General features: G+C 64.6%; 20 protein-coding genes and 1 pseudogene. 8 read left to right on the plus strand and 13 right to left on the minus strand.

Annotation, left to right across the window (positions count from 1 at the left end):
• The 3 genes and pseudogenes from IV091_RS17640 to IV091_RS17650 all read left to right on the plus strand — a co-directional run.
• Positions 1-279 (plus strand): annotated as a pseudogene (locus IV091_RS17640) (phosphomannomutase/phosphoglucomutase); the annotation flags it as partial.
• 11 nt (positions 280-290) lie between these two features.
• The gene (gene waaC, locus IV091_RS17645; protein ID WP_293470656.1) at positions 291-1,292 is read left to right on the plus strand and encodes a lipopolysaccharide heptosyltransferase I; all 1,002 of its coding nucleotides are present in this window, start codon (positions 291-293) and stop codon (positions 1,290-1,292) included.
• A complete protein-coding gene (locus tag IV091_RS17650) occupies positions 1,289-2,614 on the plus strand; it encodes a 3-deoxy-D-manno-octulosonic acid transferase (protein WP_293470686.1) in 1,326 nt (441 codons plus the stop codon). Before waaC ends, IV091_RS17650 begins: the two co-directional genes overlap by 4 nt.
• Before the next feature lie 8 nt (positions 2,615-2,622).
• Here IV091_RS17650 and IV091_RS17655 read toward each other — a convergent pair whose 3' ends face one another.
• A complete protein-coding gene (locus IV091_RS17655; protein WP_293470657.1) occupies positions 2,623-3,258 on the minus strand; it encodes a response regulator in 636 nt (211 codons plus the stop codon).
• Positions 3,255-5,243: an ATP-binding protein gene (locus tag IV091_RS17660; RefSeq protein WP_293470658.1), complete on the minus strand. Its 1,989-nt coding sequence runs from the start codon at positions 5,241-5,243 to the stop codon at positions 3,255-3,257. The genes IV091_RS17655 and IV091_RS17660 overlap by 4 nt, the downstream gene beginning before the upstream one ends.
• 33 nt (positions 5,244-5,276) lie before the next feature.
• On the opposite strand from IV091_RS17660, the gene IV091_RS17665 reads away from it, so the two are divergent.
• The 3 genes from IV091_RS17665 (at position 5,277) to IV091_RS17675 (ending at position 9,529) form a co-directional block, all read left to right on the plus strand.
• On the plus strand, positions 5,277-6,302 hold the full coding sequence (locus IV091_RS17665; RefSeq protein ID WP_293470659.1) for a DctP family TRAP transporter solute-binding subunit: 1,026 nt from the start codon (positions 5,277-5,279) through the stop codon (positions 6,300-6,302).
• 157 nt (positions 6,303-6,459) lie between these two features.
• The gene (locus tag IV091_RS17670) at positions 6,460-7,806 is read left to right on the plus strand and encodes a dicarboxylate/amino acid:cation symporter (protein ID WP_293470660.1); all 1,347 of its coding nucleotides are present in this window, start codon (positions 6,460-6,462) and stop codon (positions 7,804-7,806) included.
• A 250-nt stretch (positions 7,807-8,056) separates the two neighbouring features.
• Entirely contained in the window at positions 8,057-9,529 is a 1,473-nt protein-coding gene (locus IV091_RS17675; RefSeq protein ID WP_293470662.1) for a DASS family sodium-coupled anion symporter, read from the plus strand.
• Between the two features lie 28 nt (positions 9,530-9,557).
• Here IV091_RS17675 and IV091_RS17680 read toward each other — a convergent pair whose 3' ends face one another.
• From IV091_RS17680 to IV091_RS17730, 11 genes are all read right to left on the minus strand, one after another.
• Complete coding sequence (locus IV091_RS17680; protein WP_293470664.1) at positions 9,558-10,913, minus strand: TolC family outer membrane protein; 1,356 nt, start codon at positions 10,911-10,913, stop codon at positions 9,558-9,560.
• A 78-nt stretch (positions 10,914-10,991) separates the two neighbouring features.
• Positions 10,992-11,354: a rhodanese-like domain-containing protein gene (locus IV091_RS17685; protein ID WP_293470665.1), complete on the minus strand. Its 363-nt coding sequence runs from the start codon at positions 11,352-11,354 to the stop codon at positions 10,992-10,994.
• A 38-nt stretch (positions 11,355-11,392) separates the two neighbouring features.
• Positions 11,393-12,082, minus strand: a complete 690-nt coding sequence (locus IV091_RS17690; RefSeq protein WP_293470666.1) for a protein-L-isoaspartate O-methyltransferase — start codon at positions 12,080-12,082, stop codon at positions 11,393-11,395.
• A 53-nt stretch (positions 12,083-12,135) separates the two neighbouring features.
• Positions 12,136-15,441, minus strand: a complete 3,306-nt coding sequence (locus IV091_RS17695) for an efflux RND transporter permease subunit (RefSeq protein ID WP_293470667.1) — start codon at positions 15,439-15,441, stop codon at positions 12,136-12,138.
• A 12-nt stretch (positions 15,442-15,453) separates the two neighbouring features.
• The gene (locus IV091_RS17700) at positions 15,454-16,629 is read right to left on the minus strand and encodes an efflux RND transporter periplasmic adaptor subunit (RefSeq protein WP_293470669.1); all 1,176 of its coding nucleotides are present in this window, start codon (positions 16,627-16,629) and stop codon (positions 15,454-15,456) included.
• Entirely contained in the window at positions 16,626-17,327 is a 702-nt protein-coding gene (locus tag IV091_RS17705) for a TetR/AcrR family transcriptional regulator (protein ID WP_293470671.1), read from the minus strand. Before IV091_RS17705 ends, IV091_RS17700 begins: the two co-directional genes overlap by 4 nt.
• A 194-nt stretch (positions 17,328-17,521) precedes the next feature.
• Positions 17,522-18,856 (minus strand): glucarate dehydratase, encoded by a 1,335-nt coding sequence (gene gudD, locus IV091_RS17710; protein ID WP_293470673.1) that lies wholly within the window; start codon positions 18,854-18,856, stop codon positions 17,522-17,524.
• Between the two features lie 223 nt (positions 18,857-19,079).
• The gene (locus tag IV091_RS17715) at positions 19,080-21,416 is read right to left on the minus strand and encodes a glycoside hydrolase family 3 N-terminal domain-containing protein (protein WP_293470675.1); all 2,337 of its coding nucleotides are present in this window, start codon (positions 21,414-21,416) and stop codon (positions 19,080-19,082) included.
• A 384-nt stretch (positions 21,417-21,800) separates the two neighbouring features.
• Positions 21,801-22,799, minus strand: coding sequence for a LacI family DNA-binding transcriptional regulator (locus tag IV091_RS17720; protein WP_293470676.1), 999 nt, complete (start codon positions 22,797-22,799; stop codon positions 21,801-21,803).
• A 97-nt stretch (positions 22,800-22,896) separates the two neighbouring features.
• Positions 22,897-23,673, minus strand: a complete 777-nt coding sequence (locus IV091_RS17725; protein WP_293470678.1) for a YdcF family protein — start codon at positions 23,671-23,673, stop codon at positions 22,897-22,899.
• Positions 23,674-23,734: 61 nt separating this feature from the next.
• Positions 23,735-24,931: an acyl-CoA dehydrogenase gene (locus IV091_RS17730; RefSeq protein ID WP_293470680.1), complete on the minus strand. Its 1,197-nt coding sequence runs from the start codon at positions 24,929-24,931 to the stop codon at positions 23,735-23,737.
• Between the two features lie 120 nt (positions 24,932-25,051).
• On the opposite strand from IV091_RS17730, the gene IV091_RS17735 reads away from it, so the two are divergent.
• Both IV091_RS17735 and msrA read left to right on the plus strand, forming a co-directional pair.
• On the plus strand, positions 25,052-25,942 hold the full coding sequence (locus IV091_RS17735; RefSeq protein WP_293470682.1) for a LysR family transcriptional regulator: 891 nt from the start codon (positions 25,052-25,054) through the stop codon (positions 25,940-25,942).
• Positions 25,943-25,977: 35 nt separating this feature from the next.
• Positions 25,978-26,311: peptide-methionine (S)-S-oxide reductase MsrA (msrA, locus tag IV091_RS17740; protein WP_293470684.1), on the plus strand; the 334-nt coding region annotated here is incomplete at its 3' end.

Here is a 26,311-nt window from a genome sequence, read left to right on the forward strand (position 1 = left end):
CTCAACGTCGCCTGCAAGGAAGGCGAGCCGCACACGGTGGTCGAGGCGCTGATCAAGGCGGCTTCTTTCCCCGCACCGGCCAAAATTTCCACGATCGACGGCGTGCGCGTCGACTGGCCCGATGGTTTCGGCCTGATCCGCGCCTCCAACACCACGCCGGTGCTGGTGCTGCGTTTTGAAGGGCACACGCCCGAGGCGCTGGCGCGCATTGAGGCTGACATGCTCGCCTTGTTGCGCAGCATCAAGCCCGACGCGAGTTTTGCCGCTGCCGCGCATTAAACTTTTCGCTTGTGAAAATCCTGCTCGTCAAGCTGTCATCCTTGGGCGACGTGGTTCACGCCTTGCCCGTCGTGCAGGACATCCGCGCCGCGCTGCCTGACGCGCAGATCGACTGGGTGGTGGAGAAATCGTTTGCCTCGGTGCTGGCACTGAACCCGGCGTTGGCCCGCGTCATTCCCTGCGAAATCCGGCGCTGGCGCAAGTCGCCGTTGTCGGCGGCGACGCGCCGCGAATGGCGAGATTTTCGCGAGCAACTGCAGCAGCAAGCCTACGACGCGGTGATTGACCTGCAGGGCCTGAGCAAGTCGGCGCTGGTGGCCTGGCTGGCGCGGCTGGCGCCTGGCGGCCAGCGTTACGCGCTGGCCAACCAGACCGAAGGCTCGGGCTATGAGGCGCCGACGCGCTGGGTCGCCGACGTGGCGATTCGCATCAAGCCGCACACCGCCGCCGTGCAGCGCTCGCGCGAATTGGCGGCGCGCGCATTGGGCTACCCGCTGCAGCCGGCCCCGGATTTTGGATTAAAGAGGCTTGTGGCGCAGCAGGGACGGTTGCAGGATGCTCCAGAGAAAATAGCAATCCGGATTGCCTTCGTGCATGGCACCTCGCGCGCCGACAAGGAATGGCCGCTGGCGCACTGGGTTGAACTGGGCCGGCGTTTCAACGAGGCGGGCTACCAGATCGCGCTGCCGCATGGCAATGCGAAGGAAGGCGCGACCAGCCAGGCCATCGCCGATGCGCTCAATGCCCACGCACCGGCCAGCGCCACCGTCTGGCCGCTGCTGGCGCTCGATGCGCTGACGCGGGAACTGGCGCAATGCGCCGGCGTGATTGGCGTGGACAGCGGCGTCAGCCACATCGCCGTGGCGCTCGACTTGCCGCATGTGCAGCTCTACAACTTCGACACCGCCTGGCGCACCGGGCCAGTCCCTGCCGGGCGGCAGGCCAGCGTGTTTGCGCAGCCCGCGCCTGGCGTGGACGCCGTGTGGCAGGCCTGGCTGGCATGCAGCGCATGAACGCGCTGGCCCTGCGCTTTTATTCGCTGCTGATGTGGCTGGGCCAGCCGCTGCTGCGCCGCAAGCTGGCGCGCCGCGGCCTGCAGGAGCCGGGCTATCTGGACGCGGTGGACGAGCGCTTTGGCCGCTACAGGCAGCCTGCAGAAGCCGTGTCCGGGCTGGTCTGGGTGCACGCTGTGTCGCTGGGCGAAACCCGCACCGCCGCCATGCTGCTGCAGGCGCTGCGCGCGCAGCATCCTGGGCTGCGCCTGCTGCTCACGCACGGCACGGCCACCGGGCGCGCGGAAGGCGCCACGCTGATGTTGCCGGGCGACGTGCAGGTCTGGCAGCCCTGGGACAGCCCGACCGCCGTGGCCCGTTTCCTGGACCACTTCAAGCCCCGCCTGGGCCTGCTGATGGAAACTGAAATCTGGCCCAACCTGGTGGCTGCCGCCCGGGCGCGCAGCCTGCCGCTGGTGCTGGTCAATGGCCGCTTGTCTGAAAAGTCCTTGCAGCAGGCGCTGCGCATGGCGCCCTTGTCGTGCCCGGCCTTTGGCGCTCTGTCGGCGGTGTACGCGCAAACCGAGCTTGACGCCAGCCGTTTTCGCCAGTTGGGCGCGCCAGTGGCCGGCGTGTTCGGAAACCTCAAGTTTGACGCCACGCCTGATGCCGGCCAACTGGCGCAAGGCCGGGCCTGGCGCCAGGCGCTGGCGCAGCCGGTGCTGATGTTCGCCAGCTCACGGGAAGGCGAGGAAGACGAGTTTCTTAAGAAAATAAAGGCTTTGGCCTATGTGGGTATTGAACACTCAGCTATTGATTCAGTAGCAAAAAGTTCTCCCGGCGCCTTCAAGGCCCTGATTGTTCCGCGCCACCCCCAGCGCTTTGACGAGGTGGCGGCGCTGGTGGTGCAGCACGGCTTGCGCGTATCGCGCCGTTCCACATGGGCAGGCAACCCCGGCGATCACCAGGAGGCGATGGATGCCGATGTCTGGCTTGGCGATTCGTTGGGCGAGATGGCGCTGTACTACGGCCTGAGCGACGTCGCCTTGCTGGGCGGCAGCTTTGCGCCGCTGGGCGGCCAGAACCTGATCGAAGCGGCGGCTTGCGGCTGCCCGGTGGTGATGGGGCCGCATACCTTCAACTTCGCCGAGGCGGCCGAACGGGCCGAGGCCGAGGGCGCGGCGCTGCGCGTCTCCAGCATGGCCGACGCGGTGCAGGCTGGCTTGGGTCTGGCGGTAAATCCGGCTGCGATGGCGCAAGCGGTTGCGGCCGGGCTGGCGTTTGCGGCCCGCCATCGGGGCGCGACGTCCAAAACGCTGGAGGCCTTGCGGACTTACCTGTAGCCCCCCGGTCAGCCCCGTGGCAGCGGGGCGAAGCGGCCCATGCGGTGGGCTAGTTCGACAGCGGAATGGACCTGCAGCTTTTCAAACAAATTGGCCCTGTGGAACTCCACCGTGCGCGGCGTGATGCCCATGTGGTCGGCAATGTTCTTGTTGTAGTGTCCCTGCAGCAACTGGTCCAGTACCTCCCGCTCGCGCGCACTCAGCGCCGCCAGGGCTTGCTGAAACAGCACGCGTTCCTGCGAGTCGGCCCGCAGGGCGAGTGCGGCCTGGCGGGCGGCCTCCACCTTGTCGACCAGCAGGTTGTTCTGAAAGGGCTTTTCGAGGAAGTCCCAGGCCCCGTTCTTGACCGCGGCCACGGCCATGCCCAGGTCGCCGTGGCCGGTCAGAAACAGCACCGGCCAGGGCCAGCCCATGGCCTTGAGCTGCTCGAACGTGGCCAGGCCCGACAGCGGCTCCATGCGGATGTCGAGCAACACCACGCAGCATTCCCATTGCTCCTTGCCCGCACGCAGGGACTGCAAAAACACGTCGCCACCGGGCCAGCTGCGCGTCGCAAGCCCGCGCGAATCCAGCAGCCAGGCCAGGCCGTCGCGAAAGTCGGCGTCGTCGTCGACGATGTAGACGGTGGGGTCGGTGGAGTTCATGGGGTTTGCAGGGTCAGGGGCAGCCATAGCGTAAATTGTGCTCCGTTCAGGTCGGCGCTGTGCGCCACGTCGATGTGGCCGTGGTGCGCCTCGATGATGGAGCGGCAGATCGACAAGCCCATGCCCATGCCCCCGGTTTTCTGGCTGGCAAATGCGTCAAAAATGCGGCTGCGTTGGTCGGCGGGCACGCCGGGGCCGCTGTCCTCTACCCGGATGCCCGCCATGGCCCCGGCTTGCGTCAGGCTGATGCGTACGCAGGCCGGGGTTTGGTTGCCGTGGATGGCCCACTCGGTGGCGTTGAGCACCAGGTTGTGCAGCGCGTGTTCCAGCAGCAGCGCATCGGCGGGCAGGGTGAGCGACTGGTCCGGCAGGCACAACTCCAGCTTCAGCCCGTCCGGCAGCGGCACCTGGTCCGCGACGCGTGTGATGAATTCATTGAGCGCCAGGGGCTGGCAGCGCATGTCCTGTCGCCGTGCGAAGGCGTTGACGCGCTGGATCACGCGACCGGCCTTTTCAGCCAGGCGCTCCATCCGCTCCACCACGGGCGTGACCTGCTCCAGCGTCAGGCTGCCTGCGCGCATCCGGTTCAGCAGACCGTTGGCAAAGCTGCTGAGCGCGCCCAGGGGCTGGTTAAGCTCGTGCGCCAGGGTGGATGCCACCTCGCCGACCGCAATCAGGCGGCCTGACGCCTCGATGATTTCTTGCCGGCGTGCGGCCAGCCGTTCTACCCGCTTGCGCTCGGTGATGTCCAGCACCGAGCCCATCCAGCCGATGACCCGGCCATCCGCCAGGCGCAGAGGCGCGCCGTGTGCCAGCACGTCGATCAGGTGGCCATCGCGGTGGCGCAGCTGCACCTCCACGCCGACCTGCTGCGCCGGGGGCAGGCTCAGGCTTTGCCGGAGCAGCCGAAATTCATCCCCCTGATCGGCCGGCCAGTAGGGCGTCGCCCCGGTCTGGCCCAGGAGGTCCTGCGGCGTCAACCCCACCATTCGGCAAAATGTCTGGTTGGCATAGCGCTGACGCCCATTGAGATCCCAGGCGCGCAACCCCAGCGTGACCGAGCGCTCCATGGCGGTGCGCAGCGCCATCTGGGTTTGCAGCTGCGATTCGGCCCGCTGGCGGCGCGCGGTGTCGCGCCGCAAAAAGTAAAGCGCCACCGCCATGCCGGCCAGGCAGACCAGGGCGACCCCGAAGAAAAGCCGGGGCGCCGTGGCCGGCGGGCTGTTCAGCACCGCCACCCGCAAGCCCAGCGGGACGCCCGGCAGGTTGATGGGCGCGACGTAAAGCTGGGAGGGGTCAGGTCTTTCTGCGGCGAGGGGAAGGGTTTCCGTGTCCAGCGCCACCGCGTGGTCTTTGGCGAACCAGGACGGCACCACGCTGGTCAGCAGCCGGTCGAACGCGATGGCGGCCATGTAGTCGCCGACAAAACGGTTCCGCTCAAAAACGGGAACCGCCAGCCACAGCATCTGCCCCGTGCCGCCGCCGGCCTGCCGCAGGGGGCCGGAATAAGCCGCGCGCTGCAGTCCCCGGGTGGTGTTGAGCATGGCCGCAAGCGCGTCTCTGTTATCGGGGCGTTGCGCTGTGTCCTGCAGAAACAGCGGCCAGCGGGCCAGGTCGGGTTGCTGGTCGGCCGCCAGCCAGCCATGCCAGGCGATGACGCCTGCGCTTCGCCAGACCTGCCCCCCGGAAACCGCCGTGGGCGCCGCGCCCGCACTGCGCTGCGCCTGCAGCGCCAGCACCCCCAGGTCCGCCTCAAGGCGGCGCAGGTGAAAGCGCAGCGTCTGGTCCAGCCATTGGGCATCGGCGGTGCGGCGGCGGTCTTCTTCCTGCGCCTCCACCGTGCGCAGGAACAGCGCGAGCAGCACGATGGACACGGCGGCCAGCAGCAGCATGCCCACCAGCCAGGCCATGGCGCGGCGGTTCAGGACCGACAGGGGGCGGGTGTCCAGGTCGAGGACCGCGAAGTCGATGGTGGGCTCTGTCATGGGGGAGGGCGGCTTTTGGGTAGCATAGCGGACATGCAGGGCTTGAAGCGGATCAACTGGAAACGTCTGGCGTGGCGCTGCGGTGCTATGGGGGCCGCCTGCATGCTGCTGGCTGCATCGCATCGAACGGCCCAGGCCGAGGTGCTGATCCGCTTCTCGCATGTGGTGGCGGACGACACGCCCAAGGGGCAAATGGCCTTGCACTTCAAGACGCTGGTGGCGCAGCGCTCCGGCGGGCGCATTCGGGTCGAGGTGTATCCAGATTCCCAACTGTATGGGGATGACGACGAGATGGAGGCCTTGCGGCTGGGGGCTGTCGAGATGCTGGCCCCGTCGCTGTCCAAGTTCGGCACCGTGGGCATCCCGGAGTTCGAGGTGTTTGACCTGCCGTTTTTGTTCCGCGACCTGGCCCAGGTGCGCTGCGTGACGCGGGGCTCTATCGGCCGGAAACTGCTGCATCGCCTGTCGCGCCAGCAAATGGTGGGGCTGGGTTTTCTGGACAACGGTTTCAAGCAAATGAGCGCCGGTAAGCCGATCCAGAACGTGCAGGACTTCAAAGGGCTTCGCCTGCGCGTGCAGGCCTCGCGCGTGCTGGCGGCGCAAATGCGCGCGCTCGGCGCCTACCCCCTGGTGCTGCCCTTTGGCGAAACCCGGCGTGCTTTGGCGGCAGGGGTGGTCGATGGCGCCGAAAACCCGGTGTCGAATTTCCTGACGCAGGGTCTGGCGCCGGTTCAGCGCGCTGTGACGCTGACCAGCCATGGCTATCTGGGCTATGCGATGGTGTCCAATCCGCGCTTCTGGGCCAGCCTGGACGCCGCAGACCGGGCGATGCTGACGCAGGCGCTGAACGATGCGCTGGATCAGGGCAACCGCCTGTCGGCCGACATGAACCAGCAGGCCCTGGTCACGCTGCGCAAAGACCCGGGCGTCCAGGTCCACACCCTGTCGCCGGCCCAGCGCGACGCCCTGCGCCTGGCGGTGCAGCCCGCGTACGACGACTTCGAGCGCCGGGTCGGGGTGAGCTTGTTGCGCCAGGTGCAACGCGACTGCGCGCCTTAAAACCTAGGGTAAACCCGACTGTTGAACGCCACAGTTGGCGAGTTGGTCCCGGATGCATACCATTCACAGCTTTTCCGCCAGGCGGAATGCTGGCTGGTTGTGCCCGGACACACGGGAACGGCCAACTTTTCTTTTTCAACCAATCAAGGCCATTGCCATGTCGAAGACAAACGCGCGCAAGCCGCTCTACAAGTCACTTTATATCCAGGTTCTGGTGGCCGTCACCATCGGCGTGCTGCTGGGCCACTTCTCCCCCGACCTGGGCGCCCAGATGAAACCGCTGGGCGATGGCTTCATCAAGCTGATCAAGATGATCATCGCCCCGATCATTTTCTGTACCGTCGTGGTCGGCATTGCCGGCATGGAAGACATGAAGAAAGTCGGCAAGACCGGTGGCCTGGCGCTGCTGTATTTTGAAGTCATGTCCACGCTGGCGCTGGTGATTGGCCTGGTCGTCGTGAATCTGCTGCAGCCCGGCGCGGGCATGCACATCGATCCGGCGTCGCTGGACACCAAGGCCATTGCCGCCTACACGGCGCCCGGCAAGATGCAGGGCACCGTGGATTTCCTGCTCAACGTGATTCCTTCCTCTGTCGTGGACGCATTTGCCAAGGGCGAGATCCTGCAGGTGCTGCTGTTCTCGGTGCTGTTTGGTTTTGCGCTGCACAAGTTCGGCGGGCGCGGAACCATGGTGTTTGACTTCATCGAGAAGTTCTCCCATGTGCTGTTCGACATCGTCGGCATCATCATGAAGGTCGCGCCGATTGGCGCTTTTGGCGCCATGGCGTTCACGATCGGAAAATATGGCCTGGGTTCGCTGTTTTCGCTGGGCAAGCTCATGGGCGCGTTCTACCTGACCTGCCTGCTTTTTGTATTCGTGGTCCTGGGCACCGTGAGCCGTCTGCACGGTTTCAGCATCTTCAAGTTCGTGCGCTACATCAAGGAAGAACTGCTGATCGTGCTGGGCACCTCGTCGTCCGAATCGGTGCTGCCGCGCATGATGGAAAAGCTGGAAAACCTGGGCGCGCGCAAGTCGGTGGTCGGCCTGGTGATTCCCACCGGTTACTCGTTCAATCTGGACGGCACCTCGATCTACCTGACCATGGCCGCCGTGTTCATCGCCCAGGCCACCGACACGCCGATGACGCTCACGCAGCAGCTGACCCTGCTGGCCGTGCTGTTGCTGACCTCCAAGGGCGCGGCCGGCATTACCGGCAGCGGCTTCATCGTGCTGGCGGCCACTTTGTCCGCTGTGGGCGGCGTGCCGGTGGCGGGGCTGGCGCTGATTCTCGGGATTGACCGCTTCATGTCCGAAGCGCGCGCGCTGACCAACCTGGTCGGCAACGGCGTGGCCACGCTGGTGGTGGCCAAATGGACCGGGGATCTGGACATGATGCGTTTGCAGGAAGGGCTGGACCACCCCACCTTGCAGGCGTCCCAGGAGCCGGAGGCCATTTTGGACCTGCAGGTGGCCCACATGGCCGTGGCCAAGGCCAGGGGCTGAACGCTGTTGACGTAATTAATGGCTGTGGCACCCGTCATCTGGGTGCTGTATGCTTCGAATTAAGGAGCAAAAGAAGCCCGCCTTGCAGCGTCGGCCGCGCTCAGGGCGCAGATAAAGATCGGATGAGCTGCTTAGCCTGTCACAATTTGTGGGTATTCGCTTTTGTTGTTGACGACGCGTTGAAGTTTCGATCCGCCCGTTGCACCGTAGCTGCAACGGCAAACGCAGCACTCTATGGATGGAAAACCTGATGAACAATCTGTCCCTTCCCAAATTGCTTCCCAGCGCCGTGGCGGTCGCCATCACCCTCCTGATCTGGTTCGTCATTCCCGTCCCCGAGAAGGTGAGTCCGGAGGCCTGGCATTTGCTGGCGCTGTTCATTGGCACGATCGCCGCCATCATCGGCAAGGCCATGCCGATTGGCGCCTTGTCGATCGTGGCCATTTCCCTGGTCGCTATCACGCAGGTGACGCGTCCGGGCAATCCGGAGGGTGCGATTGCTGATGCGTTGAGCGGATTTGCCAATCCCTTGATCTGGTTGATTGCCATTGCGGTGATGATCTCGGTAGCCTTGACCAAGACCGGGCTGGGCACGCGCATTGGCTATTACTTCATTTCCCTGCTGGGCAAAAAAACCATTGGCGTGGCCTATGGCCTGGTGCTGTCGGAATTGGTGATTGCGCCGGTCACGCCCAGCAACACCGCGCGCGGCGGGGCCATCATTCACCCCATCATGCGCTCCATTGCTGATGTCTTTGGCTCCAGTCCTGAACTCGGAACCTCGAAGAAAATAGGCCGTTACCTGGCGCTGGTCAACTACAACACCAACCCCATCACGTCGGCCATGTTCATCACGGCCACGGCGCCCAATCCGCTGATCGTGGACCTGATCGCCAAGGCCACCAACTCGGCGATCCAGATCAGCTGGGGCCAATGGGCAATGGCTGCGCTGCTGCCGGGGCTGTGCATGCTGGTGCTGATGCCGCTGGTGCTGTATTTACTTTTCCCGCCTGAAATAAAAAATACGCCCAACGCCAAGGAACTGGCGCAAACCGAGCTGGCCAAACTGGGGCCGATGCAGGCGCCCGAGTTCATCACCCTTGCCGTGCTGGCCCTGATGCTGGCCATGTGGGCCGGCGTTCCGGCGCTGCTCCTGGGCCCGGCACTGGACCTCAATGCCACCACGACCGCCTGGATTGGGCTGTCCCTTCTGCTGGTGACGGGGGTGCTGCAATGGGACGACATTCTCAAGGCCAAGAGCGCCTGGGACACCCTGATCTGGTTTGCAGCGCTGGTGATGATGGCAACGTTTCTGGGCAAGCTGGGGCTGGTCGGCTGGTTTGCGCTGTCCATTCAAAATGGCATTGGCTACCTGGGCCTGGGCTGGATCAGTGCCACCGCCATTTTGGTACTGATTTATTTTTACGCCCATTACTTCTTTGCGAGCACCACAGCGCACATCACGGCCATGTTCGCAGCGTTTTTTGCTGCCGGTGTGGTGCTTGGCGCGCCGCCCATGCTGCTGGCGCTGGTGCTGGCCTTTTCATCGTCGCTGATGATGTCGCTGACCCATTACGGCACGGGTACCGCGCCCATCATTTTCGGCTCGGGCTACACCAGCTTGAACGAGTGGTGGGCCGCCGGTGCGGTGATGAGCGTGGTCAACCTGCTGATTCTGGCGGTGGTGGGCGGCGTCTGGTGGAAGGTTTTGGGCTACTACTGATGACTGATCTGCACGCGCCCCTGCGTTGTTACTTTGCCAGCAGCGTGTTGATGGTCTGCAAGTCCTCAGCCGTCAGGGTTCCGCTGGCCTGGCGCAGCCGCAGGTCACCCAGCAGCACGTTGTAGCGCGCCTGCGCCAGGTCGCGTTTGGTCTGGAATAGCTGGCTTTGGGCGTTCAGCACGTCGATGTTGATGCGCACGCCGACCTGGTAGCCCAGCTTGTTGGCTTCCAGCGCGCTCTGGCTGGACAGCTCGGCCGCTTCCAGCGCCTTGACCTGGCCCTGGCCTGAGAGTACGCCGAAATAGGCGGAGCGGGTGGCCTGCGCGACCGTGCGGCGGGCGCCTTCAAGGTCGCTGCGTGCTTTGTCCCTGAGCGACAGCGTTTCGCGGATGCGGTTCTGCGTGGAAAAGCCGGCAAACAGCGGCACATTGACCAGCAGGCCGACGTTGCTGGTGTTGGTGCGGGAAGACACGCCGCTTTGCGCGAAGCTGGACGGGTTGCGCGTGACGTTGTAGCTGGCTGTCAGGTCCAGCGTGGGTTTGTGGCCGGCTTCGGCCTTGCTGACTTCCAGCTCGGCAATGTCGAGCCCGCCTTGCGCCAGCCGGATGTTGGGGTGCACGCCTTCCGAGCGCTGCACCCAGGCATTGACATCGGCCGGCATCACGGGTGGCAAGGCGGCCGGGGCCAGCAGGCTCCTGGGCTGGGATTCGGTGATGCCGACCAGTTGGTCGAGCGCGATTTTCTTGACCCGCAGGTCGTTGTCGGCGGCTATTTCCTGGGCCGTGACCAGATCGAACCGGGCCTGGGCTTCGCGCGAGTCGGTGATGGTCGAGGTGCCGACCTCGAAGTTGCGCTTGGCAAAAGCCAGTTGCTCGTCCACCGCCGCCTTTTGGGCCCGCACAAAGGTCAGGGTGTCCTGGGCGGCCAGCACGTCGAAGTAGGCCTGGGCTGTGCGTACGACCAGGTCTTGCTCGGCCGCTTCGAGCTGGGCGCGGGCCAGGTCCACCTGCTTGAGGCCTTGCGCGTAGGTGGCCCAGTTAGCGGGCCGGTACAGCGGTTGCGAGGCGCTGAGCGTGGCGTTTTGCGAGTTGTAGCTGCGGTCTATGGCCGGATTGGTGTTTTCAAACCCGGTGCGCGAGACGCCAGCCGCCAACCCAGCCGTGGGCAGGATGCCGGCCTTGGCCTGCTCGGCGCGGGCCAGGTTGGCGTCGTACTGCAGCTTGGCGGACTGGTAGGCGGCGTCAAATGCCCGGGCCGATTGATACAGCTCCACCAGACTCTGGGCCTGCGCCGCAGGGGCCAGCACCATCAGCGCCGAGGCGATGGCCAGCGACAGAGGCAAGCAGGGCAGGCGGCGCAGGGGCAGTTTTTGGGGCGTGGTCATGGGGGGTCCTGAGGGGTTAACGAACTAGCAAACTACCGAATCCGCCGCTGAAAATCAAGCGGTCAGGTCAAGCACAAATCAATAAAGCGGAACCGATGGGTCGATCTGCTGCGACCACGCATGGATACCGCCTTGCAGGTTGACGATTTCGGTAAAGCCGCTTTGGGCCAGGTAATTGGCCACCTGCAGGCTGCGCATGCCGTGGTGGCACAGGCAGGCGATGGGCTGGTCGGTGCCCAGGGCGTCCTTGAGCTCGGCCAGGCGCGCGGGCACGCTCCGCATGGGAACGTGCACCAGCCTGAAGCCGTCTTCCTTGACCGATGCCGTCTGCAACTCCCAGGGCTCGCGCACGTCGAGCACCACGGGCAACGCGTCGCCTGCTTCGGAACGGGCCTTGTCACGCCAGGCAGTGAAATGGGAGGGGCTTAGTTGGGGAGTCATCAGCGCATGCTTTCAGGGCTTGAGTTTAAGACTGGGGTTCAGAAAACGAATTTCGAGGGCTCTGGGAAGTTGAGCAGGCGCGGCGCCACGGTATCCCAGGCCTGGGTGGTGCGCCAGGCGTCCTTGCCCACGCGCGTGACCAGCGTGGCGCGCATCATGGGCTCAACGCCGACGATGGCGCTCAGGCGGCCGCCGACTTTCAGCAGCGCCAGCAGCGAGGCCGGCACCTCGGCGACCGAGCCGCTCAGCACGATCACGTCAAACGGGCCGCTCAGCGGGTTGCTGCCCGAGGCCGCCCTGGCCAGATCAGCGGCGCCGTCGCCGGTGCGCACTTCGCAGTTGTAGATGCCAGCTTTTTGCAGGTTGTCACGGGCGGTTTGCGCCAGCGTAGGGTCAATTTCCAGCGTGATGACTTGCTGCGCGCGGTGCGCCAGCAGGGCGGCCATGTAGCCGGAACCCGCCCCTATTTCCAGCACCTTTTCGTGCTTTTGCACGGCCAGGTCTTGCAGGATGCGGGCTTCAACCTTGGGCGCCAGCATGCACTGGCCGGGGTTTTGCTGGGGCGGCAGCGGAATTTCCATGTCGGCAAACGCCAGCGCCTTGCAGGCGGGCGGCACGAAGTCCTCGCGCCTGACCACGGCGAGCAGGGCTAGCACCTGGCTGTCCAGCACTTCCCAGGGGCGGATTTGCTGCTCAATCATGTTGAAACGGGCTTGTTCGTAGTTCATGGCGGATCTGGTTGTTGGGGGGAAAGAAGTGGGCACGGGCGAAACCGCTGATTTTAGACGGGGCGCGGGGCGCCATCCTGACCTGCGTCATGGCTTGTGGCCGGTGCTTTGGGGCCGAACTTGCGCTTGAACCATTGGGCCAGGTCGTCCATGTAGCAGTAGGTTACGGGCACCACCACCAGCGTCAGCAGCGACGACGTGATGACGCCGCCAATCACCGCCTGGCCCATGGGGGCGCGCTGCTCGGAGCCTTCGGTCAGCGCAAAGGCCAGCGGCACCATGCCAAAAATCATGGCCAGCGTGGTCATCAGGATGGGGCGCAGCCGGACCTTGGCCGCTTCCAGCAGGGCGTCGCTGCGTTCCATGCCCGGAACGCGGCGGCCGTCCGTGTCCATCCTGTCTGCCCGCATGCGGATGGCAAAGTCCACCAGCAAAATCGCGTTCTTGGTGACCAGGCCCATCAGCATCACCACGCCAATGACGGAAAACATTGACAGCGTGGAGCGAAACAGCAGCAGCGCCAGCACCACGCCAATCAGCGTCAGCGGCAGCGAAGTCATCAGCGCCAGCGGCTGCAAAAAGCTCTTGAACTGGCTGGCCAGGATCATGTAGATGAACAGCACCGCCATCACCAGCGCCGAGATGGCGTAGCCAAACGATTCAGCCATGTTCCTGGTGGAGCCGCTGAACTGGTAGCGGTAGCCGGGCGGAAAGGCGATGCCCTCGAGCGCGGCCTTGATGTCGGTGGACACCTCGCCGGCCGAGCGGTTCTGCACGTTGGCATTGATGGCGACTTCCCGGGCCAGGTTGCGCCGGTTGATCTGGTTGGCGCCCGTGGCTTCCTTCACGCTGGCGACCTGGCTGAGCCGCACGGTGCGCGCCGAGCCGTCGGGGTTGTTGCCCAGCGTGCTGTTCATGAAGGGCAGGCCGGCCAGGTCCTGCAGGCTGCTGCGCGCGTCGGGCGCCAGCCGCACGTTGACGTCGTAGGTCTGGTCGTCGGGCGCGCGCCAGTTGCCCACGGTTTGCCCGGCCACCAGCGTGCGCAGCGAGGCGGCAATTTGCGCCACCGACAGCCCCAGATCGGACGCCGCTTCGCGCCGCACCGCCACTTCAATCACCGGCTTGTCGGCCTTGGCGCTGGAGTCCAGGTCCACCAGCCCGGCAATCGGCCGGATCTTGTCGCTGACCAGGCGGCTCAGGCGTTCGAGTTCCTTGAGGTCCGGGCCTTGCAGCGAAAACTCGACCTGCTTGTTGCCGCCCACCGCGTCGAGCAGGCCGACATGGGTCACGGTGATGCCGGCAACCCGCTGCAGCCGTTCGCGCAGCACGCCCGACATCTCGTCGACGCTGCGCGTGCGCGCCTTGCGGTCTACCAGCCGCACATACACGCTCGCGTACATCTTGCCCTGCGCGTTGCCGGTGTTGAGTGTGGCCAGCGTGTATTTCACCTCGGGGAACTCGCGCACGATCGCCTCGACCTGGCGCGCCTTGGCTTCTGTCGCCTCCAGCGAGGAACCCACGGGCGTGTAGAAGTTGAGCGAGGTTTCCGAGAAGTCAGCCTTGGGCACAAACTCGGTTCCCAGCAGCGGCACCATGAAAATGCTGCCGATAAAAATCACCAGCGCCAGTCCGAGCGTGGCCAGCTTGTGCACCAGCGCCCAGCGCAAGATGCCCTGGTAGCGGTCGCTCAGCGCGTCGGTGGCGCGCTCAAACCAGGCCGTCACGCGGCCAATGGTCTTGTCATAAAAACTGACGGGCCGGTGGTGCTGGCCATGCGCTTCAATCGACGGGTCATGCCTGATGCTCGACAGCATGGGGTCCAGCGTGAAGCTGACAAACATCGAGATCAGCACGGCCGCCACGATGGTGATGCCGAACTCGTGGAAAAACTTGCCGATGATGCCGCCCATGAAGCCAATCGGCAAAAACACCGCGACGATGGAAAAGGTGGTGGCCAGCACCGCCAGGCCAATTTCCCGCGTGCCGTCCAGTGACGCCTGGTAAGGCGTCTTGCCCATCTGCACATGGCGCACGATGTTCTCGCGCACCACGATGGCGTCGTCAATCAAGAGGCCCACACACAGGCTCAGCGCCATCAGCGTGATCATGTTGATGGTGAAGCCGAACAGGTTCATGAACAAAAACGTGCCGATGATGGAGATCGGCAGCGTCAGCCCGGTGATCACGGTGGAGCGCCAGGAATTGAGAAACAAAAACACGATCAGCACCGTCAGCAGCGCGCCTTCAATCAGCGTGCGGCGCACGTTTTCAACGGCCACGCGAATCGGTCGCGCGCCGTCGGTGATCAACTCCAGCCGCGCGCCCGGCGGCAGTTGCGGCTGCAACTCGGCGATGGCCTGGTTCAGCCCGTCGACCACGCCAATGGTGTTTTCGTCCTGGGCCTTTTGCACGCTCAGCAGCAGCGTGCGCTGGCCGTTGTAGAGCGCCAGGCTGTCAATTTCTTGCGCGCCGTCGGCCACGCGGGCAACCTGGCGCACGGTGACGGGAACGCCGCCTTTGCGCGCCACGATAATGTCTCCAAAGTCTTCGGGCCGCTGCATGCGCGCATCAATTTTCACCACGCGTTCTTGCGCCAGCGAGCGGATCGCGCCCACCGGCAGGTCCTGGTTTTCGCTGCGCACGGCAGTGACCACCTGGTCGGCCGTGATGCCCAGCGACTCCATGGCCTGCGGGTTCAGGTAGATGTTGATCTCGCGGCGGGTGGCGCCCACCAGCGTGACCGCGCCGGCGCCGCGCACGTTTTCCAGCCGCTTTTTCAGCACCTGGTCGGCCCAGTTGGTCAGCTCGATAGCAGATAGACCGGCCCCCACACTTGTCGCTTCGCGTACTGCGCTGCCCCCCGAGGGGGCTGAACTTGCTTGGGGCGGCCCGGCGCTGCGTTCGGCATTCCCCTTGGCGGGATCAGACAGAACCGCCACCGACCAGATGGCCCGGCTGGCCGGGTCAAAGCGCAACACGCGGGGTTCCTTCACCTCGTCGCGCAGCGTGGGTCGTATCGCGGCGATTTTCTCGCGCACGTCTTCGGCGGCCTTGCGCCCGTCCACGTAGAGCTGGAATTCGATCACGACGACCGCCTGGCCCTCAAAGCTGCGCGAGCTCAGGGTGTTGACGCCGGCAATCGAATTGACGCCTTCCTCGATCTTCTTGGTGACTTCGCTTTCAACGATTTCGGGCGAGGCGCCGGGGTAGTCGGCTGTGACCACGACCACCGGAAAGTCGATGTTGGGGAACTGGTCCACCTGCATGCGCTGGTAAGAAAACAGCCCGAGCACCACAATGGCCAGCATGACCATGGTGGCGAACACCGGATTCTTCAGACTGACCTGGGTGAACCACATGCGCGTTGTGCCTCAGGGTGCCGACACGGCGGATGCGGGGCGGGTCGGCGCGGCGTCCATCGTGGTGAAGCGGACCGGCGTGCCCTCAAGCAGCGCACCGACCTGGCCGCGCAGCACCAGCGTGCCTTCGGCCAGACCGGTGACGGCCACCAGCGTTTCGCTGCCAGCGGTGCCGCGGGCGCCAAGCGCCACGGTCCTGTGCACCACCTGGCCGTTTTCAAGGGCCTGCACGTAGGGCGCGGGCTTGTCGGTGCGCACGCTGATGACCGGCACCGCCAGCAACGCGGCCTGGGCCGTGCCCAGCGTGCCCTGCGCAAACAGGCCCTGGCGCAAGGGCAGGGCGCTGCCGGCCGGGTTGTCCAGGCTCAAATACACCAGCACGCTGCGGCTGCCGGCCTGCGCGCTGGGGTTGATGCGCGCCACCCTGGCCTTCACGGTCTGCGGGCTGCCTTCAATCTGCAGCTCGGCGCTTTGACCCACGCGCACGTCCATCGACTCCTGCGCGCCCAGGCTGGCTTCAAGCTCCAGCTGGCGCAGGTCCACCACTTCGACGATTTTGGCGTCAATGCCCACGCGCTCGCCGGGCTGCGCCAGGCGCTGGGCCACCTGGCCGTCAATCGGCGACTTCAGCACCGTGTCGTCCAGCGATTTGGCGGCAATGGCAGTCGCCGCCTGCGCCGCCCGGTAAGTGGCCTGCGCTGCGTTGAGGTTGGCCAGCGAGGTGTCCAGCGCGGTTTTGGAGATGAAGCCCTGGTCAACCAAGGCCTTGTTGTTGTCAAACTGGCGCTGCGCGACGGCGACCTGCGCCTTGGCCGATTCCGCCTGCTGCCGGGCCTGCTGCACGCGCGACTGGAATTCGCTGGCATCAATGCGCGCGATCACCTGGCCCGCCTTGACGAAATCGCCTTCGCGCACGCTCAAGCCCTGAAGTTCGCCGGCCACGCGTGCCTTGACCATGGCCGAGTTGACGGCCTTGAGCGAGCCCGACACCGCCAGGCCTTGCGCCAGCGCACGGGTTTCGGCCTTGACCACATCGGTGGCGGCCAGCTCCACGCCCGGGTTTTTGGCCGTGCTGGCGGCCACCAGCGCCTGCTGCTGGGCCTTGCGCGCCGACAGGGTGCGCAGCACGCCGCCCGCAATGAGCACCACCGCGAGCAGGGCCACGGCCCATTTGATCCAGGGTTTCATGCCCCGGCTTTCGGCTCGCCTGGCGCAGCACCGGCGGTTGGCGCGCTCCAGCCATGCAACAGGGTGCTCAGTTGCGCGGCAATGTATTTTTTGGGGTCCAGCGCGATCTGGGCCGGAACGCAGGCGCCCATGCAGTGCTGGGCCATGATCAGGAAGGTCATGGGTGCGAGCACGCTGTAGACGGCGTAGTCGAGGTCCAGCACGCGGAATTCACCGCGCGCCATGCCGCGCTCCAGCACCCGCCGGATCAGCGCGTGGCCGGGCAAAACGACTTCCTGCTGGTAAAACGCGACCAGTTCGGGAAAGTTCCTGGCCTCGCTCACCATGAGTTTGTTGATGCCCGAGGCCCGGGTGGCGCCCACGCGGTCCCACCAGGCGTTCAGGCAGCAGTCCAGCATGTCGGCCGTGCTGCCTTCAAAGGAGTCAAACTGCGCGTTCCATTCCTTGAGGTGGCCGGAAATGTTTTCACAGACCACGGCCTTGAACAGCTCTTCCTTGCTCTGGAAGTAAAGAAACAGCGTGCCTTTCGATACGCCGGCGCGCGCGGCGACTTCTTCCACGCGCGTCGCGGCAAAGCCTTTTTCAACGAACAGGTCCAGCGCGGCGTTCAGCAATTCGCCCGGACGCGCTTCTTTGCGGCGCTCACGTTTGGCGACGCTGGCCTGGTGTTGATCACAGTGGAATTTGGCGTTGGGCATGGTTACTGACTCGTTGGTTAGTAATGTAGCTTTTTGCTTTTGCCGCGTCAACTGCAGTTGCCTGGGCGCGCGGCGCTGCGACAAGCGCAAGCCCGCGTTTGCCCCCCGACTTGGCGACGAGGTCCGTCAAGTCGCAAAAAGCCTGTCCGCCGGCGCGTCCGGGCAAGCGGTTGTGGCTTAGGGGGAGGGGGCTGCTAGCGGTCGAATGCCGGACGTTTCGGGTTGAAGGTCCAGTTGGGAATCAGGCCCTGCATGGCGACTGCATCGTCGCGCGCGCCCAGGCCGTGCTGTTTGTACAACTGGTGGGCTTTCTCGACCTCGGCCATGTCCAGTTCAACGCCCAGTCCAGGCTTTTTGGGAACAGCCACCAGCCCGCCGACGATCTGCAACGGCTCCCTGGTCAGGCGCTGGCCGTCCTGCCAGATCCAGTGCGTATCGATGGCCGTGACCTTGCCCGGCGCGGCAGCGGCGACATGGGTGAACATCGCCAGCGATACGTCAAAATGGTTGTTTGAGTGCGAGCCCCAGGTCAGACCCCAGTCGCGGCAGGTCTGCGCCACGCGCACCGAGCCGGCCATGGTCCAGAAATGCGGGTCGGCCAGTGGAATGTCCACCGATTGCAGCGACAGCGCGTGTGTCAGTTGGCGCCAGTCGGTGGCGATCATGTTGGTCGCTGTGGGCAGGCCGGTGGCGCGCCGGAACTCGGCCATGACCTCGCGGCCCGAAAAGCCTTCTTCGGCGCCGCACGGGTCTTCGGCATACGCCACCACGCCTTTCATGTCCTGCATCAGGCGAATGGCATCCTTGAGCAGCCAGCCGCCGTTCGGGTCCAGCGTGACGCGCGCATTCGGAAAACGCTTGTGCAGCGCGGTGACGGCTTCGATCTCTTCTTCGCCGCGCAGCACGCCGCCCTTGAGTTTGAAGTCGTTGAAGCCGTAGCGCTCGTGCGCTGCCTCGGCCTGGCGTACCACGGCCTCGGGCGTCAAGGCCGTTTCGTGGCGAACGCGTGACCAGGCGTTGTCGGCATCGGGCTCGCTGTGGTAGGCCAGGCCGGTCCGGGTGCGGTCGCCGACAAAGAACAGGTAGCCGAGCATCTTGACCGCGTCGCGCTGCTGGCCTTCGCCCAGCAAGGCCGCCACGGGCACGCCCAGGTGCTGGCCCAGCAGGTCGAGTAGCGCCGACTCGACGGCGGTCACGGCGTGGATGGTGGTGCGCAAATCAAAGGTTTGCTGTCCGCGCCCGCCGCTGTCGCGGTCGGCAAACTGCTGGTGCATCTGCTGCAGCACGCGCTGGTGGTCGCCGATGGGCTGGCCGACGACGAGCGCGCGGGCGTCTTCGAGCGTCTGGCGGATCTTCTCCCCGCCCGGCACCTCGCCCACGCCGGTGCGGCCGGCGTTGTCGGTGAGGATCAGGAGGTTGCGCGTAAAAAACGGGCCGTGCGCGCCGCTTAGGTTGAGCAGCATGGAGTCGCGGCCGGCCACGGGGATGACTTGCAGGCTCGCGATCAGCGGTGTGGAGTGGGTTGACATGGGTGTTTATTTTGGGAGTTGGAAAAAGGCGCCAGCAGGAAAGGGCCGCTGCCGACCTGTCGCCCAGCGGGCGACAGGTCGGCTTGCGTTCAATCAGGGCTGATTATTTCCATTTCGATCAGTTTCTTCCCGCTTTCAAACGCTTGCGGCCAAAAAAACGCAGGCGCCGCCGGTGTGTCGCTGACCACGTCAGGCGCAGGACAACGCCTGACGGAGTGTCCGCTTAATACGTCAGACCGAAGCCGAACTTGTAGAGCGTGTCCTTCTCGGGATAGCCCGGAACGTCAGGCTGGTTGTCGACAATGGCCTTCGAGTTGTTGGCCAGGGCAAACGGCAGCTTGCCTTGTGGCTTGAAAGCCGCGCCCGTGGCCAGGACCTTGCCGCTCAGCACGTCGAGCAGCGCGGTGTTGCTCACGCCGAAGCCGGCCACGATGGCGCCGGCACTCTTCAGGCCGCTGGCATCGTCAAGAACATAGGGCTGGCGGAAGTAGATGCTGAGCACCACTTTTTTCGGGTCGCCCACTTCCTGCATGACTTTCTGGATGTCGGCCAGCGATGGCGAAATCTGCCACGATTGTGCGGCCGCCATCTCGGTGAACGACAGCATGCCGTTCTCCCACGGGAAGGAGCCGCCGAACCCGAGGCCGTTATCCAGACAGGCCTTGGTGGAATCCTCGACCGAGTAGTCCGCCTTGGCAACGCAACGGTCTTCGGAACCCCAGGATTTGCCGGTGGCCGGGTTGATGCGGCCTCCGGTCGCAGGATCATCACTTTTGTAGGTGCTGGTGTACTTGGTCGTGGTGCCCGGCACCAGCTTGTTGTTGGACACCTCAACCCGGATCACGGCATAGTCGGCGCCAGCAGCACTCGGACGTCCCACGACGTCTCCGTTGACATCCGTCACCGTGCTTCCATTGGCATTCTTGTTGGCCTCGCCATCGGTCACGGTGTAGCCGTATTTCTGCACATCGGCCTTGGCCAGGCCCATGGTGTAGATCTTGGCGCCGGCTTTGAGTGGCAGGGTCTTGCCGCCGGCCGCCTGGTCCTGGTTCTGCAGCAGGGCAATCGACTTGCGCTGAATGTCCATGCCGACAGCAAGATTCGCCGCGCTGCCGATGCTGCCGCCAGCCTTGCTGGCATCGACGTACGGGTTTTCAAACAGGCCGAGCTGAAACTGCTCTTTCAGTAAACGCTTTGCCGCTTCGGTGACCCGGGTTTCCGTGACCAGACCCGCCGTGACCAGATCCATGATGGTCTTGTTTATGCTGAAGCCCGACAGCGTTTCCGTGCCGCCATTGAGGGCTGCGGCGACGCGTTCCGCAACGGTTTTCTTTTCCAGCCCCCAGGCACGGTCGTTGATGATGCCGGTGTCGGAGTTCACGTAGCCCTTGAAGCCGAGTTTGCCGCGAAGCAGGTCGGTGACGACCTGCTTCGAGAAGGCCATGCCGGTCTGGTCGTAGGTGACGCCTTCGTAGGTCACGTTGATTGGCACGCCGTAGTACGGCATGATCGACGACACGCCGGCATCCAGCGCAGACATGAATGGCTTGAGGTGGTAGGCGAAATTGCCGCCCGGATAAACCTGGTTCTTGCCGTGGGCGTAGTGCGGATCGAAGCCGCCTTCCTGCGGGCCGCCGCCGGGGAAGTGCTTCATGGTCAGCGCAACGGCAGAGCCCGGATTCACCGAGGTGCCATCCTTGACTGTCGGGCCTTGCAGGGTCTGCACCAGCGTCTTCATGATGCTGGCGTTCAGGTCGGCATCTTCGGTGAAGGTTTCGTGCACGCGGTACCAGCGCGGCTCGGTCGAGAGGTCTGCCATGTAGCCGTACATGCCGCGCAGGCCGATCGACTTCCACTCGTCGCCCATGACGGTGGCAAAGTTTTTGATGACCGACATGTCGCCCGCGCCCAGCGAAGCAGAAGCCAGACCGGCTTCCTTGGGGAATTCGGTGAAGGCGCCGGCGGCCTCGCTGATGCCGAAGCGCGGGTCTTTTTCGTAATGGTTGCGCGCGTTGGACTTGAACACTGCGGGAATGCCCAGACGCGTGGACTCGGTCATGGCCTGAACGGCATTCGTGAACTTCGCCGCCTGCTCGGGAGTGACCTGTCCTGCGGTCGGCGTGGCCGTCACCACGTTGCGAAACACAAAGCGGCTCATTTTTTGAACATTGACGTAGTCGAACGCCGTTTGCGAAACTGAACCGCCCGCATCAGAGTTCAGGGTGTTGATCAGCATCAACCCGACTTTTTCCTCAAGGGTCATCTTGCCCACCAGGTCATCGACGCGCTGCTCGACGGAGCGGCGCCAGTCTTCGTACTTGTCCAGCTGGCCGTTGCCGTTCGAATCCTTGAACTGCCTGCCGTCGACCGTCAAAACGCTTTTGACATGCGCGCCGATCACCGGCTGGGCCAGGGTGTTGTCGATGCCGGTGTCAATGGCAATGGCAATGCCGTCCCCGCCGCTACCGCCGCATGCCGTGAGCATCAGGGCACCGATGAGCGCGCTGGCCGCCAGCGCGGTTGGCCTGGCGTGGAATTGTTTTTGCAATGTACTTTTCACGTGTGTCTCCTGTTGATGGTGTTTGAAAACGCGGGCTTCCCGGACGCACCCTGATGCGCCAATCTGATGTGCAGCTGCGCTTGAAGCGGCTTGGCGGCATCTGCAATCAGCTTGCTTCAGGGTAAATGTTATCGTTAACATTTGAGTGCAGAATAGCAGCTTGAAGGATGCTGAAAATTAGGGTAAACCCTGAAATTTTTAGATCAGAACGACTTGAATAGTGCGAAAATGCCTGAAATATCGCGCAAGGCAGGCATTCCAAGGCGAATTTCCGGGATGCTTACTCCGCAATGGCGAAAATTAATATCGATAACATTTTGGGGGGCTTGATGATGAATCGCCTCAGGCCCCGGCTAGAGCGGTCGATCCAGATACCGCCCAGGCTCAGGCGCTGGCGCGCTCGATGATCTCGAAGCCGATGTCGACAATCGGCTCGCTCACGATTCGGCCTTCGGCCCGTTCCACGATGTACTGGGCGGCGGTGCGGCCAATGCGTGTTCCGTCGATGCGCACGGTGGTTAGCGCGGGTTGCAGGCTGGCGGCCAGCTCCAGGTCGCCCAAACCCACAACCCCCAGCTGCCCCGGCACGGTCAGCCCCAGCGCCTGCGCCTCGATCAGCACGCCCAGGGCCAGCATGTCGGAACTGCAGAATACCGCGTCGGTCTGCGGATGCGCGTCCAGAACGGCTGCCAGCCCGGCGCGGCCCGAACCCAAGGTGGTCGGCGCTGGCACCAGGTGCGTGGGCGCCTCGTCCAGACCCAGCGTGCGGCTCATGCGCTGGAAACCTCCGATGCGGCGGCGTGCCCGCTCGTCGTCGGCGCTGATCAGCGCCGGATGTCGGTAGCCCCGGCTGTGCAGGAAATGGCACACCGACTGGCCGATCTGCTCATGCGAAAACCCGACCAGCATGTCGATCGGCGTGGGTGTCAGGTCCCAGGTTTCCACGACCGGAATGCCGGACGCCAGGAGCTGGCGCCGGCCTTCCGGCGAATGCATGATGCCGGTCAGCACGATGCCATCGGGCCGGCGTCGGATGATGGCGTCGAGCAGCGCATCCTCGCGCGATGCGTCGTAGCCGCTCTGGCCGATCATCAGCTGGTAGCCCTGGGCGTCCAGCGCCTCGTTGAGCGCGCGCACGGTTTCCTGAAACACTGGCCCGACCAGCGTGGGCAGCACGGCAGCCACCAGTCTGGCCTTTGAGGAACGCAGGCCGCGCGCCATGGCGTTGGGCACGTAGCCGGTGCGGGCCACGACTTCGCGCACCCGGGCCAGCACGTCCGGGGAGACTTTTTCGGGATGGTTGAGCGTGCGCGAAACGGTCATGGCCGACACGCCGGCGAGACGGGCAATATCGTGGACAGTGAAGCCCTGTGGCTTTTTCATGGAGGAGCGGTCTGATGAGGCTGAAGCAGGCATAGAAATGGCCAGTAGGCATGATACCGGCAGCCCCTGCGCCACCAAGCGCCGCAGGCCCGTGACGTTAAGCGGGCAGTAACCGTCCGACCGCCAGCGCCAGCCACTCGCGCAGCACCTGCTGCGAGGCCAGCAGGCCGCGCGCAGAGGGCAGCCATTGCAGCACGGGGCCCTCGATCGGCCGCACAAAGCCCATGGGCGCGGGCGTGACCTGCAGGCCAGCCCGCTCAAACAGCGCCACCGCGCGCGGCATGTGCCAGGCGTCGGTCACCAGCGCGATGCGCTGCACGCCACCCCGCTGCAGCAGCGGCGCCAGCAGGCGCGCGTTGCCGGCCGTGTCCCTCGACTGCGCCTCCAGCCAGCGCAGCGTCACGCCGAAGTCTTGCTGCGCCACGCGCGCGGCCACTTCGGCTTCAGACGCGGCCTGCGCGCCTTGCGCCGCCCAGCCCACGCCGCCGGTAAATGCCACGGGCAAGCCCGATTGCCGCGCCAGCCACAGGCCATAGCGCAGCCGGGCCGCCGTGTGCGGGGCCGGCTGGGCCTGGCCGTATTCAGGCGCCTCTGGCAGCAAACCACCACCGAGCACGACGATGGCCTGCACCTGGCCGGTCTTGAGTTGGGCGACGGAGGCCGGCGCAAACTGCGGCAGCGCATGGCGCGCCAGCCACACTGCCGCGCCATGGCAGCTCAGCAGCGCCAGCACGGCGAGCGACAGCGCTGTCAGCGCCAGGCCACCGCGTTTTTTGCCGGCAGCCAGCAGCAGCCCCAGCGCCGCCAGCAGTAGCGGCGCCAAGGGCGGCATGGCCAGGCTGGTCAGCAGGGGTTTAAGAGCGGAAAGGTCCATCATTAGCTATTAAGTTAATAGCTAATGATATCCGCTGTACAAGGGCTGGAGGCCTGAATGATCAATAAAAAGCCTGCAGGCCCGTTTGCGCACGGCCCAGGATCAGGGCATGCACGTCGTGCGTGCCTTCGTAGGTGTTGACGGTTTCCAGGTTGATCATGTGGCGAATCACATGGTATTCGTCATGGATGCCGTTGCCGCCGTGCATGTCGCGCGCCATGCGGGCAATGTCGAGCGACTTGCCGCACGAGTTGCGCTTGATCATCGAAATCATCTCGGGCACGGCGCGGTCCTCGTCCATCAGCCGGCCGACGCGCAGGCAGGCCTGCAGGCCCAGCGTGATTTCGGTCTGCATGTCAGCCAGTTTCTTCTGGATCAACTGGGTTTGCGCCAGCGGGCGGCCAAACTGCACGCGGTCCAGCGTGTACTGGCGGGCACGGAACCAGCAGTCTTCAGCCGCACCCAGCGCGCCCCAGGCAATGCCGTAGCGCGCCTTGTTCAGGCAGCCGAACGGGCCTTTGAGGCCGCTGACGTTGGGCAGCAGGTTTTCAGCCGGCACAAACACGCCGTCCATCACGATCTCCCCCGTGATGGAGGCGCGCAAGCTCATCTTGCCTTCGATCTTGGGCGCGCTCAGGCCCTTCATGCCTTTTTCGAGCACAAAGCCGCGAATTGCTTCCTGGCCACCGACCTGGCCGTCTTCGTCTTCGAGCTTGGCCCAGACCACGAACACGTCGGCAATCGGGCTGTTGGTGATCCACATCTTGGCGCCGTTCATGATGAAGCCGCCATCGACCGGCTTGGCGCGCGTCAGCATGCTGGCCGGGTCCGAGCCGTGGTTGGGTTCGGTCAGGCCGAAGCAGCCGACCCATTCGCCGGTGGCGAGCTTGGGCAGGTACTTCTGCTTTTGCGCGTCGTTGCCGTAGGCGTTGATCGGGTGCATGACGAGCGACGACTGCACGCTGATGGCGCTGCGGTAGCCGCTGTCGACGCGCTCGACTTCGCGCGCCACCAGGCCGTAGCTCACGTAGTTCAGGCCGGCGCAGCCGTAGCCTTCAATGGTCGAGCCGAGAAAGCCCATCGCGCCGGCCTCGTTCATGATCTCGCGGTCGAATTTTTCATGGCGGGCGGCCATCAGCACTCTAGGCTGCAGTTTTTCCTGGCAGAAAGCATTGGCCGCCTCCTGAACCGCGCGCTCGTCGTCGGTGAGCTGCTCGGACAGAAAAAACGGGTCTTCCCAGTTGAATTTGGTTTTCATGGTGCTGTTCCTTTGGGTGCTTGAAGGGTAGGGCTTGCTGATCGCACGCTTGTATTGTTAGGCCGGCATAAATACTTGTCCAATATCAATTATCGATTCAACGATACATTATTTGTATTTATGGAATTCCGACACCTGCGCTACTTTCTGGTTCTGGCTGAAGAGCTGCACTTTGGCCGGGCCGCGCGCCGGCTGTCCATGTCGCAGCCGCCGCTGTCGCTCAACATCCAGCAACTGGAGGCGTCGATTGGCGCCCGGCTGTTCACGCGCAGCAGCAAGTCCGTTCAGCTGACCGCCGCCGGGCTGGCCTTTGTGCCGGCCGCCCGCGCGCTGCTGGACCAGGCGGCAGAGGCTGCCAGCCACGCCCGCGACGTGGGGCAGGGCATGGCGGGCAGCCTGACCATCGGGTTTTCAGGCACCATGCTCTACAGCGGCTTGCCCAAAATTCTGGAGCGATTCCAGGCGCAGCATCCCCTGCTGCGGCTGATGCTCAGGGAACTCAGCTCCAGCGAACAACTGATTGAGCTGAGCCACGACCGGCTCGACATCGGCTTTGTCCACACCACGCGCGTGCCGCCCGAGCTGTCGCAAATCCTGGTGGCCCGCCAGGCCTTCATGGCCTGCCTGCCCACCGGCCACGCGCTGGCCGGTCAGCCTGCGCTGTCGCTGGGGGCCTTGCAGGGCGAGCCGTTTGCGGTGGTGTCGCGCACCGTGTCGCCCGACTACCACGAGCGCATCCTGGCGATGTGCCTGGAGGCCGGGTTCTACCCCGAAATCCGCTACGAGCTGCGGCATTGGCTCAGCGTGGTGTCGCTGGTGTCCCAGGGCATGGGCGTGGCGCTGGTGCCGGCGGCGCTGCAGCAGTCGGCCATGGCCGGCACCGCTTTTGTGCCGCTGAACACCGCCAGTACCCCTTACGACACCTACTGCCTCTGGAAAACCGCCCGCGACAACCCGGCGTTGGCGGCCTTTGTGCAGGCGGTGCAGGCCGCTATAGCCATGGCCGCATGAATGCGCATGGCATCGGAAAAGGCTACAGTGAAACAATGAATACCTTGCAAACCATCACCCTGGGCGGCGGCTGTTTCTGGTGCACCGAAGCGGTTTTTGTCAACGTGCGCGGCATCACCGATGTGGAGTCAGGCTACAGCAACGGCCAGTCCACCCGGCCCAGCTACGAGGACGTCTGCACCGGCCGCACCGGCTGCAACGAGGTCGTCAGGCTGACCTATGACCCGGCCCAGATCACGCTGCGCGACATCCTCGAAATCTTCTTCGTCATCCACGACCCGACCACGCTGAACCGCCAGGGCAACGACGCCGGCACGCAGTACCGCAGCGGCATCTATGTCTCCAGCCCCGAGCAGGAAACCGTGGCCA

It is taken from the genome of Polaromonas sp., assembly GCF_018780625.1.
Classification (GTDB): domain Bacteria; phylum Pseudomonadota; class Gammaproteobacteria; order Burkholderiales; family Burkholderiaceae_C; genus Polaromonas.

Bases quoted from the DNA above. Each gene is read 5' to 3' on its own strand.
- IV091_RS17655 (WP_293470657.1), bottom strand. From the start codon at position 3,258: ATGAACTCCACCGACCCCACCGTCTACATCGTCGACGACGACGCCGAC.
- IV091_RS17670 (WP_293470660.1), top strand. From the start codon at position 6,460: ATGTCGAAGACAAACGCGCGCAAGCCGCTCTACAAGTCACTTTATATC.
- IV091_RS17730 (WP_293470680.1), bottom strand. From the start codon at position 24,931: ATGAAAACCAAATTCAACTGGGAAGACCCGTTTTTTCTGTCCGAGCAG.
- IV091_RS17725 (WP_293470678.1), bottom strand. From the start codon at position 23,673: ATGGACCTTTCCGCTCTTAAACCCCTGCTGACCAGCCTGGCCATGCCG.
- IV091_RS17690 (WP_293470666.1), bottom strand. From the start codon at position 12,082: ATGAACTACGAACAAGCCCGTTTCAACATGATTGAGCAGCAAATCCGC.
- IV091_RS17680 (WP_293470664.1), bottom strand. From the start codon at position 10,913: ATGACCACGCCCCAAAAACTGCCCCTGCGCCGCCTGCCCTGCTTGCCT.
- IV091_RS17705 (WP_293470671.1), bottom strand. From the start codon at position 17,327: ATGCCCAACGCCAAATTCCACTGTGATCAACACCAGGCCAGCGTCGCC.
- IV091_RS17650 (WP_293470686.1), top strand. From the start codon at position 1,289: ATGAACGCGCTGGCCCTGCGCTTTTATTCGCTGCTGATGTGGCTGGGC.
- IV091_RS17720 (WP_293470676.1), bottom strand. From the start codon at position 22,799: ATGAAAAAGCCACAGGGCTTCACTGTCCACGATATTGCCCGTCTCGCC.
- IV091_RS17700 (WP_293470669.1), bottom strand. From the start codon at position 16,629: ATGAAACCCTGGATCAAATGGGCCGTGGCCCTGCTCGCGGTGGTGCTC.
- IV091_RS17665 (WP_293470659.1), top strand. From the start codon at position 5,277: ATGCAGGGCTTGAAGCGGATCAACTGGAAACGTCTGGCGTGGCGCTGC.
- IV091_RS17660 (WP_293470658.1), bottom strand. From the start codon at position 5,243: ATGACAGAGCCCACCATCGACTTCGCGGTCCTCGACCTGGACACCCGC.
- IV091_RS17735 (WP_293470682.1), top strand. From the start codon at position 25,052: ATGGAATTCCGACACCTGCGCTACTTTCTGGTTCTGGCTGAAGAGCTG.
- gudD (WP_293470673.1), bottom strand. From the start codon at position 18,856: ATGTCAACCCACTCCACACCGCTGATCGCGAGCCTGCAAGTCATCCCC.
- IV091_RS17675 (WP_293470662.1), top strand. From the start codon at position 8,057: ATGAACAATCTGTCCCTTCCCAAATTGCTTCCCAGCGCCGTGGCGGTC.
- IV091_RS17695 (WP_293470667.1), bottom strand. From the start codon at position 15,441: ATGTGGTTCACCCAGGTCAGTCTGAAGAATCCGGTGTTCGCCACCATG.
- IV091_RS17685 (WP_293470665.1), bottom strand. From the start codon at position 11,354: ATGACTCCCCAACTAAGCCCCTCCCATTTCACTGCCTGGCGTGACAAG.